Raw genomic sequence first — 12,853 nt, forward strand, 5'->3', positions numbered from 1 at the left:
AAAAAATGGTCAGACAAAACCGATGGCGCCCAGCACCGCACCGGCGCCGAGCAGCCAGAGCAGGTGGATGCGCGTGCGCCAGACGATAAGCGCAGCCGCGCCGGTCAGCAGCCACAGGTGCCAGGCGGGCGCATTGCCGGCATGGTTTCCTGCCGCCAGCACCCAGCCGGTGGCGATCAGCAGACCCACCACCACGGGGGCCATGCCCTGCTTGAAGGCGCGCACTTCGCGGCGGGTGCGGTTGCGGTGGCCCCAGCGCGTGGCGACGTAGGTGAGGGTGGTGCTCGGCAGCATGATGCCGACCATGGTGACGAGCAGCCCGAAGAAGCCCAGCAGCCACGCCCCCGGCCCGGCGCCTATGCCGCCGCCCGCGTTGAGCCCGACGTTCCAGCCCATCAGCGCCACGAACAGCACGTTGGGCCCGGGCGCGGCCTGCGCGATGGCCACGGAGGAGGTGAATTGCGCGTCGGTGAGCCAGCCGTGCTGTGCCACCAGGTAGCGGTGCATGTCGGGCACGGTGGTGATGGCGCCGCTGATCGACAGCAGCGAAAGCAGCATGTACTGCCCGAAGAGGGCGAGCCAGTCGTGCCAGTGCATCGCGATGGTCATGCCGGGATCTTCTTCCAGGTCCAAACGCAGGCCACGCCGCCGAGCACCAGCAGCACCCAGCCGAGCGGGATCTTGAACAGCGCAATGGCGCAGAACACCAGCGCCATGAAGCCCAGGCAGGTGGCAAAGCCCAGCGGGTGCTTGCGCAACTGCGGCACCAGCTTGATGCCGGTGGCCGCGATCAGCCCGCCCGACACCGCGCCCATGCCGCGCAGCGCGGCCGCCACCTGCGGATTGCCGGCGTAGTGCGCGTAGAGCACGGCCAGCGCGAGGATGACGACGAGCGGAATGGCCAGCATGCCCGCCACCGCCGCCAGGGCGCCGCGCAGTCCGAAGTAGCGGTCGCCGATCATCAGGGCGAGGTTGATCACGTTGGGGCCGGGCATCACCTGCGCCACGGCCCAGTCTTCGAGGAACTGCTCGGGCGTGAGCCATTTCTTTTTCTCGACCATCTCCCGCTGCACGATGGCCAGCACGCCGCCGAAGCCTTGCAGCGCCAGCCAGGTGAACGAAAAGAACAAGTCGCGCGGCGACTGCGGCTGGGCGGTAGGAGACGGGTGCATGTGGAGCGATTATCGTAGGCAGGCTTTCAATGCGCCGGGCATCGTGCTGACAAGATCCCGGGCGCCTCCACAGGGAAACTACCGCCATGCTCATGCAACTACGCGCACTCTTCGACCTCTGCAAGAAGGCCTTCAACTCCTGGTCGAACGACTACGCGCCGAGCATGGGGGCCGCGCTGGCCTACTACACCGTGTTCTCGATCGCGCCTTTGCTGCTGATCGTGATCGCCGTGGCCGGGCTGGTCTTCGGCCAGGAGGCAGCGCGCGGCGAGATCTTCGCGCAGCTCTCGGGGCTGATGGGCGAGCAGGGCGCGGCGGCGGTGCAGGGCATGCTGAAGGCGGTCAACAAACCCACCGAGGGCGTCGTGGCCACGGTCATCGGCATCGGGCTGCTGGTGGTCGGCGCGACCACCGTCTTCGGCGAGCTGCAGGACGCACTCGACCGCATCTGGCGCGCCCCGGCCCGCGTCAAGAACAAGGGCCTGTTCAACATGCTGCGCGTGCGGCTGCTGTCGTTCAGCATGATCATGGGCATCGGCTTCTTGCTGATGGTTTCGCTGGTGGCCAGCGCGGCGCTCGCTGCGCTGGGCAAGTGGTGGTCGCCGATGTTCGGCGCCTGGGAGTCCACCGCGCAGGTGGTGAACTTCGTCTTCAGCTTCGGGATGGTCACGGTGATCTTCGCGATGATCTACAAGATCATGCCGCGCGCCAAGGTGCAGTGGCGCGACGTGTGGGTGGGCGCGGCGGTCACCGCGCTGCTGTTCACCGTGGGCAAGCACCTGATCGGGCTGTACATCGGCAAGAGCAGCGTGGCCTCGGGCTATGGCGCGGCGGGCTCGCTGGTGGTGGTGCTGGTGTGGGTGTACTACTCGGCGCAGATCTTCCTGCTGGGCGCCGAATTCACCTGGGTCTATGCGCGCACCTACGGATCGATGAAGGACAAGAAGGGCGCGACGGAGCTCAATCCCTCGCCGACACGCGACGTGCCGCTGGCGCAGAACGACAACTGAGCGGCTCAGCCCGCGAAGCCGCCCTTGTCCAGGAACTCCTGCTCCTGCGCGGTCGACTCGCGCCCCAGCATCCTGTTGCGGTGCGGAAAGCGGCCGAAGCGCGCGACGATGTCGCGGTGCAGCACGGCAAAGCGCTGCGTATTGGCGTCCAGCGTGGCATTGAGTTCGACCGAGCGCTGCTGCTCGGCCAGTACCTCGGAGTGCATGAACGGCAGGTAGAAGAAAGGCCGCAGCTCGGCCGCAACCTGCTGGTCCATGCCAGCGGCCACCGCCTTCTTGGCCACTGCCAGTGCCCTGCCGTCGGTGGCGAGCATGTGCGGGTTGTTGCGCCAGGCGTTGCGGGGGAACTGGTCGAGCAGCACCAGCAGGGCCAGCGCGCCTTGGGCGTCCTGCGCCCAATGATCGAGCTCGCCTCGGGCCGCGGCCTGATGGGCGTCAGCAAAGCGGGCAATGAAGGCGGCGTCGAATTCGTCGTTCTTGGCAAACCAGCGTTCAGGGCCGGCGTCGCGCCAGAAGTCGGCCACTTCGCGGGCCGTGGGGAGCGGGGTGAGGGTGGGAGAACTCATCGCCGGATTGTCTTTCAGGCCGTTTCGGGCCGCGTTCCAGGCGTCTGGAGCCGGGGGAAGTCGGGGCGATGGCCGACAAGACAAGTCCCGCCGTGCTGCCTATGCTGTGTTCGCTTACACAACCCAGGAGATAAAGCTCATGACCAAATATGGCACCCTTTTGCGCGCAGCCCTCATTACCGGCGTGGCCAGTGCCGCGCTGGTCGGCTGCGGAATGATGTCGAAGTCGAACGTCGCGAGCTTCAGCGGCGCGATGAACGCGGCCAGCGAAGTCCCGCCCAACATGACGCGCGGCAGCGGGATGGCCGAGGCCTGGCTCGACCGCGACACCAATGTTCTCAAGTACAAGATCACCTACACCGGCCTGAGCGGCCCCGCCACCATGGCGCACTTCCACGGCCCCGCCGCCGCGGGTGCCAATGCCGGCGTGGTGCTTCCCTTTGCCAACCCGGCGAGCCCGATCGAGGGCCAGGCCACGCTCACGCCCGCCCAGGCCGCCGACCTGAGCGCCGGCAAGTGGTACGCCAACGTGCACACCGCGGCCAACCCCGGCGGCGAGATTCGCGGGCAGATGCTGCCGAAGATGTGATTTAGCCGGGGGCAAGACCCCTGGTCAGGTTGGTGTCGCGGAGCTGGGGTCAAATGAACGCATGACGACGACACCACCGAAGAAAAAATCCCGTGCCGCCTCCTCCAAGCCCCTCAATCCTTTTGCTTCGCGCCGCGAAGACATGCGCACCGCCCGCAAGGCGCTGGTGCTGCAGGGTGGGGGCGCGCTCGGCGCCTACCAGGCCGGCGTGTTCGCCGCGCTCAGCGAGACCGAGCTCGAGCCGCATTGGATCGCCGGCGTTTCCATCGGCGCGATCAACGCGGCGCTGATCGCGGGCAATGCCCAGGAAAAGCGTGTCGACAGGCTGCGCGAGTTCTGGCACCTTGTGTCTTCCGGACCTTCGCAGCGCCTGCCTTCCTGGCTGGGCGACCGGGCCGCTCAGAACCAGTACAGCGCCACCATGGCGTCGCTGGTGGGCATTCCGGGCTTCTTCGAACCGCGCTATTCGCCCGCCTTGCTGATGGGCGGGGCGGCGCCGCTGCTGAGCTACTACGACACCTCGCCACTCAAGTCCACGCTGGAGCGCCTGGTCGACTTCGACCGCATCAATGCCTGCGAGGCGCGCTTCAGCGTGGGCGCGGTCAACGTGCGCACGGGGAACTCGGTGTACTTCGACAACACGCGGCAGCTCATCGGGCCGGAGCACATCATGGCCAGCGGCGCGTTGCCGCCCGGCTTCGCGCCGGTGAGCATCGACGGCGAGGACTACTGGGACGGCGGCATCGTGTCGAACACGCCGCTGCAGTACGTGCTCGACCTGCATCCGCGCACCGAGCCGCTGGTGGTGCTGCAGGTCGACCTGTTCAACGCGCGCGGTGAAATGCCTCGCACCATGGCCGGTGTGCTGGAGCGCCAGAAGGACATCACCTACTCGAGCCGCACCCGCATGAACACCGACGCGCTGGCGGCCAACATGAACCTGCAGCAGGCCATTGCCGACCTCATCACCAAGCTGCCCGCCAACCTGCGCAACGACCCGAGCGTGCTGGCGGTGCAGTCGCAGCTGACGCACGAGCCGATCGACATCTTCCATCTCATCTACCGCGACAAGCCCTACGAGCTCGAATCGAAGGACTACGAGTTCTCGCGCGCCGCCGTCGAAGAGCACTGGGAGTCGGGCGTGCGCGACATGCGCAGCACGCTCGCCCACCCCGAGCTGCTGCGTGCCGACGCCACCGTCAACGGCGTGACCACTTTCGACCTCGGCGAGCATGGCTCGGGGCGCGTGAAGCGGCCCGGTCTCGCACGCTGAACCGCGTATCCGGAGAGTTCAGCCTCGACTAAGAAACCAGCGCCAGACTGGGCCCGTCACTTCAACAGGAGGAAATGTTCGTGAACATTGAAGACGTGCGACGAACGGCATTCGCGATGCCGCTGACAAGCCCCGCCTTTCCGCCCGGACCCTATCGCTTCGTGCGGCGTGAATTTCTCATCGTCACCTACCGCACCGACATGGACGCCTTGCGCGCCGTGGTGCCGGAGCCGCTCGAAGTGGTCGAGCCGCTGGTCAAGTACGAGTTCATCCGCATGCCCGACTCCACCGGCTTCGGCGACTACACCGAATCGGGCCAGGTCATTCCGGTGCAACTGCGCACCGCCAAGGGCGTGGAGAAGGGCGCGTACGTGCACGCCATGTACCTCAACGACCATCCGCCCATTGCCGGTGGCCGCGAACTCTGGGGCTTTCCCAAGAAGCTCGCGTCGCCGGTGCTGGACTACGAAACCGACGTGGTCGTCGGCACGCTCGACTACGGCAAGGTGCGCGTGGCCAAGGCCACCATGGGATTCAAGCACCGCGCGCTCGAGCCCGAGCCCATACTCGCGGGCATCGCGCAGCCCAACTTCCTGCTCAAGATCATTCCGCATGTCGACGGCACGGCGCGCATCTGCGAGCTGGTGCGCTACCACATGGTCGACGTGACGCTGCACGGTGCCTGGGGCGGCCCGGCCTCGCTCGAACTGCATCCGCATGCACTGGCGCCGGTGGCCGACCTGCCGGTGTTGAAGGTCGAATCCGCCGTGCACTACATCGCCGACATGACGCTCGCGCTGGGCACGGTCGAGCACGATTACCTCGCCTGATTTCCGCAGCCATTTTTCAACCCAACGCTCTCAAGGAAAGCTCACCATGCAACTCAAGGACAAGGTCGCCTACATCACCGGCTCGGCCAGCGGCATCGGCAAGGAAATCGCCATTCTGTTCGCTCAGGAAGGCGCGAAGATCATCATTGCCGACCTCAACAAGGAAGCTGCCGACGCCACCGCGGCCGAACTCACAGCCTCCGGCGCGCAGGCCATCGGCGTGGCTGTCGACGTGACCAACGAAGACCAGGTGAACGCCTCGGTGGAAGAGGGCGCGAAGGCCTTCGGCGGCATCGACATCCTCATCAGCAATGCCGGCATCCAGATCGTGCACCCGGTGGAAGAGTTCAGCTTTGCCGACTGGAAGAAGATGCTGGCCATCCACCTGGACGGCGCATTCCTCACCACCAAGGCCTGCCTGAAGCACATGTACGCGCAAGGCCGTGGCGGCAGCGTGATCTACATGGGCTCGGTGCACTCGAAGGAAGCTTCGCTGCTGAAGGCGCCCTATGTCACCGCCAAGCATGGCCTCATCGGCTTGGCGAAGACGGTTGCCAAGGAAGGCGCCAAGCATGGCGTGCGGGCCAACGTGATCTGCCCGGGCTTCGTGCGCACGCCGCTGGTCGAGAAGCAGATTCCCGAGCAGGCCAAGACGCTGGGCATCAGCGAAGAAGAGGTCATCAAGAACGTGATGCTCAAGGAAACGGTGGATGGCGAGTTCACGACCACGGAAGACGTGGCGCGCGTGGCGCTGCTGTTTGCTGGCTTCCCGACGAATGCGCTGACAGGGCAGTCGCTTGTAGTGAGCCATGGCTGGTTCATGCAGTAGCCACTACAGCTTCAGCTCCCAGGTCTCGCCCACCTGTGGCGAGCCATAGCCCTCGTGCGGCTCCGACTGCATGAGCTGGAAGCCGCGCTTGGCGTAGATGCCGCGCGCAGCAACCAGGCAGCTGTTGGTCCACAACACCATCTTCTTGTAGCCCTTGCGCCGCGCGAAGGCGATGCACTCGTCGACCAGCTTGCCGCCCAGCCCGAGCCCGCGCGCACCGGGCGTCAGGATCAGCATGCGCAACTGCGCCACCGTGGCCGACTTGCGCACCACGAAGATCGCGCCCACGCGCTCGCCGTTGAGTTCGGCGATCCAGCAGCGCTCCCATTCGGGTTGGAACTTCAGCAAAAACTCGCTCGCGATGCCGGCCACCAGCGCCTCGAACTTGCTGTTCCAGCCGTATTCCCGCGCATAGATTTCGCCGTGCTGCTGCACCACCCAGCCGATGTCGCCGGGCGCCGGGTCGCGCAGGATGGCGGCCTGGGGCTTGGGCGGCGGGGCTTCGGGGTCGAGCAGGGACTGCATCGTGCCCATGGCCTGCACCAGCTGCTGGCGCTGCGGTGGCGCGAGCGATTCGAGCAGCGCAGCGGCTTCCTCGCGCGACTTTTGTTGCAACGGCGCAAATGCAGCGTGGCCGGCTTCGGTCAGGTGCAGCACGCTCTGGCGCGCATCGCGCGGGTGGGGCTCCCGGGTGAGCCAGCCTTCGGTCTCGAAGCGGCGCAGGATGCGGCTCATGTAGCCCGCATCGAGCCCGAGGTCGCGCCCGATCTCGCTCGCGACCGCCGTTTCGCGGTGGGCCAGCTCGTACAGCACGCGCACGTCGGTCAGCGACATGGGGCTGCCGAGGTACGGATCGAGTGCACCGATGCGGCGCGTATAGAAGCGGTTGAACTGCCGGATCGCCTTGACGGCGGCGGCATCGACGGTAGGTGAAGTCGTGGACATGTTTGCTATTGTCATTAAATTGGTTGACTTTGGCAACCAATTGAAGTCCTGCCGACGGCGCGGTCACAGGATGTTTGCCGCGACAGGGGTGGTGGAAAACCCTAAAATCGAGGGTTGCCCACAACGGCGCCCCTACGGTGCCGACTGCCCCCACCGATGAACGCCCCCGTCGACGTCTCCTTTTTCGCGCGCGCCGCCAAGCCGCTGACCAGCTACCGCAAGTACTGGGCGGCCCGTTTCGGCACGGCCAAGTTCCTGCCGACCTCGCGCAAGGAAATGGAAGCGCTCGGCTGGGACAGCTGCGACATCATCGTGGTCACGGGCGACGCCTACGTCGACCATCCCAGCTTCGGCATGTCGGTGATCGGCCGCATGCTCGAGGCGCAGGGCTTCCGAGTGGGCATCATCGCGCAGCCCGACTGGCAGAGCGCCGAACCCTTCAAGGTGCTGGGCAAGCCGAACCTGTTCTTCGGCGTGACCGCCGGCAACATGGATTCGATGATCAACCGCTACACGGCCGACCGGAAGATCCGCAGCGACGACGCCTACACCCCCGGCGACGTCGGCGGCTCTCGCCCCGACCGCGCGGCCATCGTGTATTCGCAGCGCTGCAAGGAAGCCTGGAACGACGTGCCGATCATCCTCGGCGGCATCGAAGGCAGCCTGCGCCGCATCGCCCACTACGACTACTGGTCCGACAAGGTACGCCGCTCGATCGTGGTCGACGCCAAGTGCGACCTGCTGCTGTACGGCAACGCCGAGCGCGCCATCGTCGAAATCGCGCACCGCCTTGCTGCCAAGGAGCCGGTGCAGCAGATCACCGACGTGCGCGGCACCGCCTTCGTACGGCGCGAAACCCCCGAAGGCTGGTTCGAGATCAACTCCACCAGCGTCGACGAGCCCGGCCGCGTCGAGGCGCACGTCAATCCTTACCTGATGGTGTCCGACCAGGCCAAGGCCAACGGTGCCACCTGCGCCAAGGAAGACGAGGCGCAGGCCGTCGCCAAGGCGGCGGAAGCCGCCGGCCCGGCTGGCGCCTCGGTGGTCAACCCCGCCATCAAGCCGCTGAACTTCGTGCCGAACCCTGCGCTGCAGCCGCGCGGCAAGATCAGCGTGCCGCCGCGCGACCGCTCCGTCATCCGCCTGCCGGCCTACGAGCAGGTGCGCAGCGACCCGGTGCTCTACGCGCATGCCAACCGCGTGCTGCACCTGGAGACCAACCCCGGCAACGCCCGTGCGCTGGTGCAGGCACACGGCGAGGGCGCCACGGCGCGCGACGTGTGGATCAACCCGCCGCCCATTCCGCTCACCACGGCCGAGATGGACTACGTGTTCGACCTGCCGTACGCCCGCAGCCCGCACCCGCGCTACGCCGACGAGAACGGCAGCCACGACGGCGCCACCAAGATCCCCGCGTGGGAAATGATCCGCTTCAGCGTGAACATCATGCGCGGCTGCTTCGGCGGCTGCACCTTCTGCTCGATCACCGAGCACGAGGGCCGCATCATCCAGAGCCGCTCGGAAGACTCGATCATCAAGGAGGTCGAGGCCATCCGCGATTCGGTGAGCGGCTTCACCGGCACCATCTCCGACCTTGGCGGCCCGACCGCCAACATGTACCGCCTGGGCTGCAAGAGCCCTGAGATCGAGGCGGCGTGCCGCAAGCCCAGTTGCGTTTACCCCGGCATCTGCCCGAACCTGGGCACCAACCACGATCCGCTGATCAAGATCTACCGCCGAGCCCGAGCGCTGAGGGGCATCAAGAAGATCCTGATCGGCTCAGGCCTGCGCTACGACCTGGCCGTGCAGTCGCCGGAGTACGTGAAGGAGCTGGTGCAGCACCACGTCGGCGGCTACCTGAAGATCGCGCCCGAGCACACCGAGCAGGGCCCGCTCACCAAGATGATGAAGCCCGGCATCGGCAGCTACGACAAGTTCAAGCAGATGTTCGAGAAGTACTCGGCCGAGGCGGGCAAGAAGCAGTACCTCATTCCGTACTTCATTGCCGCGCATCCGGGCACCAGCGACGAGGACATGATGAACCTCGCGATCTGGCTCAAGAAGAACGGCTTCCGTGCCGACCAGGTGCAGACCTTCTACCCGTCGCCCATGGCCACCGCGACGACGATGTACCACACCAACAAGAACCCGCTGCGCAAGATCACGCGCGAGAGCGAGACGGTGGACATCGTGCGTGGCGACAAGCGCCGCCGCCTGCACAAGGCCTTCCTGCGCTACCACGACGCCAACAACTGGCCGCTGCTGCGCGAGGCGCTCAAGAGCATGGGCCGTGCCGACCTGATCGGCAACGGCAAGCACCACCTCATCCCGACGTGGCAACCGCTGACCGACGGCGGCTACACGAGCGCGCGGCGCAAGAATTCGACCGCTGCGCCGGCAGCTGCCAAGGCCGCACCGGTCAAGCTGGCACCGGTGAAGCCCTCGAAGGGCCGCATCCTCACGCAGCACACCGGCCTGCCGCCGCGCGACAACGGCTCGGGTTCGGCCTCGCGCAAGCCATCGGCCGGCCCGGTGCGCGGCAACATCCGCAAGCCGCGCTGAGGCGCGCAAGCCCCAGGCCGAGCACGCTGCATTGCATCAAAAGACTGCGAAGCAGTCTTTGCCGCGACTCTTGGCGAGGTATAGCGCTTCGTCGGCATCTTTCATCAATTCGAAAAACGATTGTTCTTCGTTCATTTTTGAAATGCCGACGCTGGCCGTGATTCTTCGGTCGATCACGTTCAGCTTTCGTATCTGAGCCAGGATCTGATCCGCCACCTTGGCCGCCCGCTCTTCTCCGCCTTGAGTGAGGAAGATTCCGAACTCTTCGCCCCCTAGTCGCCCGCACGGCTCATCCGCGACAGTTCGGCGGATGGTTTGAGCTACCTGTTGAAGGACTTCGTCTCCCAGCGGATGGCCGAAATCGTCATTGATGCGCTTGAAGTTGTCGATGTCGAGCATGAGGAGGCAAGCAGAACTCATATCGCGCGCCCCCTGGATTTCATCGACATCGCTCAGGAATTTTCTGCGATTGTCGATTCCGGTCAGTGCATCGGTGAAGGCCAGATCCACGAGCTTGTCGCGAAGCAGAATGCTCTGGCGGTGTATTCGAGCGAAAAGTGCATTCAAGAAGATGCCGACCAGGATCACCGTTGACACCGACAGCCATGCCCAATTCGTGTCTCCGCCAAACGGCGTGGCTATCAGCGACCCCCTGCCGAAGATGAGCCATATGCCAGCGGACACGATGATGTATTCGCTGGTTCGCGAAAACACGGGGGCTACCGCAAGGGATATTCCAATGCTCAGCACCGCCGTCCAGTAGTTTCTATTGATGCTGGGTTCGGCCAGCAGCGAAAGTTCGATGCATATCAGCCAGACAGTGATGATGGAAAACAGGGAAAAGAAAGCTATTTTCCAGCTTGCGAAAATTGAAACAATGGTGAGGGCTGCAAGAAAAATGAGCTGCCGGTTGTCATATTTATAGGAATCCTCGGCGAGAAACCACGCAATTTCCACCAGGAAAATGCCGCCTAACTGCATTCCAAGCGACAGCGGCTTGATCAGCGCCCTGAATTCATTCACGCGCGTGACTTTGCTTTTCATGTTCCGCACAATGGCAAGCCTACTGGCACATGCTATCGCACATTTTTTCCTGTCTTGATAGCTCAATCAGGTCGTTTATAGGAACGGCCTTGGAAAAAAGATAACCCTGGCCGAATTTGATGCCCATCTTGACAAGTATGTCCAGCTGGGTCTCGGTCTCGACTCCCTCAGCAACAAGTGTTGCGCCATATCTCGTCGCACTTTCCAAGGCCAGGCCTATTGCCTTGTTCATGCGCGGTTGCTCGATCATCGAGACCATTGCATAGTCTATTTTGACCTCATTGAACGGGATTTTTGCCAAGGTAGTAAGCGTGGAGTATCCCGCGCCAAAATCGTCGAGAGACAGTCCGACGCCAGCCGAGTTCAATTTTTGGATGTTTTCTTTTACGGTGTTGAGGTCTGGAACGTGCCCGGATTCGGTAATTTCTATCGATAGCATTTCGAAGGGCACGCGGTAGCGATTTAACCGATCCAGAATGCGGTCGCCAAAATCCGGCACCGTTATCGATGCAGCGGATATGTTCACGGACAACGGTGTATGAAAACCCTTGGTCATGCAGTGCGCGATTTCACGAATCACCATTTCGACGGTGCACCACTCCAATTTCAGCAGGAGCTGGTAGCGGGTCGCAACATCGAGGACGTAAAGAGGGGACAGAGGCAGACCTTCCGAAGACTGCGCTCTCAGAAGTGCCTCGGCACCACAAATCGCTCGAGTCTCCAGGTTGAACTTGGGCTGGTAGTTCATTGGCGGATTGACATTGCGAATCCAGCCAATGATCAGTTCGTGAACCTTTGCATCTTTGTCGGCCTGAGCAGAAAACGAGTCGTGAAAGTACCTTATTTGCTGATTGCTGCTCTGGAGCGCCAAGCTGATGTTTCTCAGAACGGATGAGGCGTTTGCGTCATCTGCCGTCCGGACGTTGGTCACGCCACAACGCAGCTGCACATTGGAGTAATGCCCCCCGGTAACTTGCAGGTCTTCCATGATGTCGGCATACAGCCGAGGCACGAGCTGGCAATTTTCTATTTGACTGACTGAAGTTTCTTTAACAACAAAGGCAAGCGCCAAATCGGATAGCTGAAAACATTTCGACTTCTCGTTCGAAGTCAGTTTGAGGCTTTCTTGCTCCATCAACTGGCGCGCCAGATGGCCCCAGAATTTATCCGTCCAATCGTGGCCAAGAATGCGGACCATTTCTTTGAGATTTCCAATCTCGAATGTGAGAAGTACGTGCTGCGACCGGTCTCTCTTGAGGATTGCTTCGAGGTATTCGCTCAAGGCTCTTCTGTTGGGCAGTCCGCTCAGAAGATCTGTGCGGTACATCTGCATTCGCTGAAAATAGGAATCTCTGATCTGCGCGTCAGCTCGCAGCAAGGCTACAACGCAAACTAAAATCAAAAGCGAAGTGCTGAATCCAAATACCTGCAAGGCTGTGACATGTGCGCTTACCCTTGGGGGAACCAGCTTCAGTGCAAATATGGCAGAGCTTGAAAATATGGAGCACGCCAGGCGAGCACTCCATATTTTCAGCACCTCTCTCCATCCAAATTGCTTGATAAGTTTTTTGCGGTAGACCGAATGCGCGAAAATGCCACCCGCCGCGGTTATCGACATGTCCAGCAAGAAAGCTTCTACCTGATTGAAACCACCAAATATCAAGCGCGCTGAAATAGTCGAAGCCAGTGTTATTGCGCCTCCTTTCCATCCTCCCAGCAGGCCTCCGAGAAATAGCAGGTCGGACGAGAGATAGGGCTTTGAAGGCAGGTTGAAGAACTGAGAGGCCAAGGCAATCAAGGCGAAACTGGTGATGCCGAAAACCGAGCCGTATAGAAGCGTTCTCGATTCAACTCTGTCGGTAGGCGTTCTCGAGAGTAGAAGAGTGACACTCAGTATTCCGAGAAGAGCCGCTGCCTGAAGAATCAGCAGAGGGTAATTTGCCAGCTCGGCCTGCCAAGCGGCTACGAAAATTTCTTGCACTAAGTCGTCCTCCAACGCAAGATCCGGGCTGCTGACGCCGTCCCCGCGTTCG

The 12,853-nt window shown here is 63.0% G+C and carries 12 protein-coding genes; 6 read left to right on the forward strand and 6 right to left on the reverse strand.

Annotated features, from left to right (window positions below; genetic code table 11):
- Window positions 1–9: 9 nt before the first annotated feature.
- Both ACQY8B_RS08570 and ACQY8B_RS08575 read right to left on the reverse strand, forming a co-directional pair.
- Window positions 10–609 carry a chromate transporter gene (locus ACQY8B_RS08570; RefSeq protein ID WP_422086308.1) on the reverse strand — a complete coding sequence of 200 codons (600 nt, stop codon included), beginning with the start codon at window positions 607–609 and terminating at the stop codon, window positions 10–12.
- Window positions 606–1,172, reverse strand: a complete 567-nt coding sequence (locus tag ACQY8B_RS08575) for a chromate transporter (RefSeq protein ID WP_422086309.1) — start codon at window positions 1,170–1,172, stop codon at window positions 606–608. The genes ACQY8B_RS08570 and ACQY8B_RS08575 overlap by 4 nt, the downstream gene beginning before the upstream one ends.
- Before the next feature lie 86 nt (window positions 1,173–1,258).
- Between ACQY8B_RS08575 and ACQY8B_RS08580 the strand changes: the two genes are divergently transcribed.
- Entirely contained in the window at window positions 1,259–2,182 is a 924-nt protein-coding gene (locus ACQY8B_RS08580; protein WP_422086310.1) for a YihY/virulence factor BrkB family protein, read from the forward strand.
- A gap of 5 nt (window positions 2,183–2,187) precedes the next feature.
- Here ACQY8B_RS08580 and ACQY8B_RS08585 read toward each other — a convergent pair whose 3' ends face one another.
- Window positions 2,188–2,748, reverse strand: a complete 561-nt coding sequence (locus ACQY8B_RS08585; RefSeq protein WP_422086311.1) for a DUF924 family protein — start codon at window positions 2,746–2,748, stop codon at window positions 2,188–2,190.
- A gap of 139 nt (window positions 2,749–2,887) precedes the next feature.
- Between ACQY8B_RS08585 and ACQY8B_RS08590 the strand changes: the two genes are divergently transcribed.
- From ACQY8B_RS08590 to ACQY8B_RS08605, 4 genes are all read left to right on the forward strand, one after another.
- Window positions 2,888–3,337, forward strand: a complete 450-nt coding sequence (locus tag ACQY8B_RS08590; RefSeq protein WP_093052127.1) for a CHRD domain-containing protein — start codon at window positions 2,888–2,890, stop codon at window positions 3,335–3,337.
- Between the two features lie 61 nt (window positions 3,338–3,398).
- Window positions 3,399–4,610, forward strand: coding sequence for a patatin-like phospholipase family protein (locus tag ACQY8B_RS08595; protein ID WP_422086312.1), 1,212 nt, complete (start codon window positions 3,399–3,401; stop codon window positions 4,608–4,610).
- A gap of 80 nt (window positions 4,611–4,690) precedes the next feature.
- On the forward strand, window positions 4,691–5,440 hold the full coding sequence (locus tag ACQY8B_RS08600) for an acetoacetate decarboxylase (protein WP_422086313.1): 750 nt from the start codon (window positions 4,691–4,693) through the stop codon (window positions 5,438–5,440).
- Between the two features lie 46 nt (window positions 5,441–5,486).
- A complete protein-coding gene (locus ACQY8B_RS08605) occupies window positions 5,487–6,269 on the forward strand; it encodes a 3-hydroxybutyrate dehydrogenase (protein WP_422086314.1) in 783 nt (260 codons plus the stop codon).
- 3 nt (window positions 6,270–6,272) lie between these two features.
- On the opposite strand, the gene ACQY8B_RS08610 is transcribed toward ACQY8B_RS08605, so the two are convergent.
- Window positions 6,273–7,214: a bifunctional helix-turn-helix transcriptional regulator/GNAT family N-acetyltransferase gene (locus tag ACQY8B_RS08610; RefSeq protein WP_422086315.1), complete on the reverse strand. Its 942-nt coding sequence runs from the start codon at window positions 7,212–7,214 to the stop codon at window positions 6,273–6,275.
- A 156-nt stretch (window positions 7,215–7,370) separates the two neighbouring features.
- Here ACQY8B_RS08610 and ACQY8B_RS08615 point away from each other — a divergent pair, with 156 nt between their 5' ends.
- On the forward strand, window positions 7,371–9,776 hold the full coding sequence (locus tag ACQY8B_RS08615; RefSeq protein WP_422086316.1) for a YgiQ family radical SAM protein: 2,406 nt from the start codon (window positions 7,371–7,373) through the stop codon (window positions 9,774–9,776).
- A 36-nt stretch (window positions 9,777–9,812) separates the two neighbouring features.
- Here ACQY8B_RS08615 and ACQY8B_RS08620 read toward each other — a convergent pair whose 3' ends face one another.
- The gene (locus ACQY8B_RS08620) at window positions 9,813–10,820 is read right to left on the reverse strand and encodes a diguanylate cyclase (RefSeq protein WP_422086317.1); all 1,008 of its coding nucleotides are present in this window, start codon (window positions 10,818–10,820) and stop codon (window positions 9,813–9,815) included.
- Between the two features lie 19 nt (window positions 10,821–10,839).
- Window positions 10,840–12,801: an EAL domain-containing protein gene (locus ACQY8B_RS08625; protein WP_422086318.1), complete on the reverse strand. Its 1,962-nt coding sequence runs from the start codon at window positions 12,799–12,801 to the stop codon at window positions 10,840–10,842.
- Between the last annotated feature and the right edge of the window lie 52 nt (window positions 12,802–12,853).

Origin of the sequence: Variovorax sp. (assembly GCF_965279555.1) — a bacterium.
Taxonomy (GTDB): domain Bacteria; phylum Pseudomonadota; class Gammaproteobacteria; order Burkholderiales; family Burkholderiaceae_C; genus Variovorax.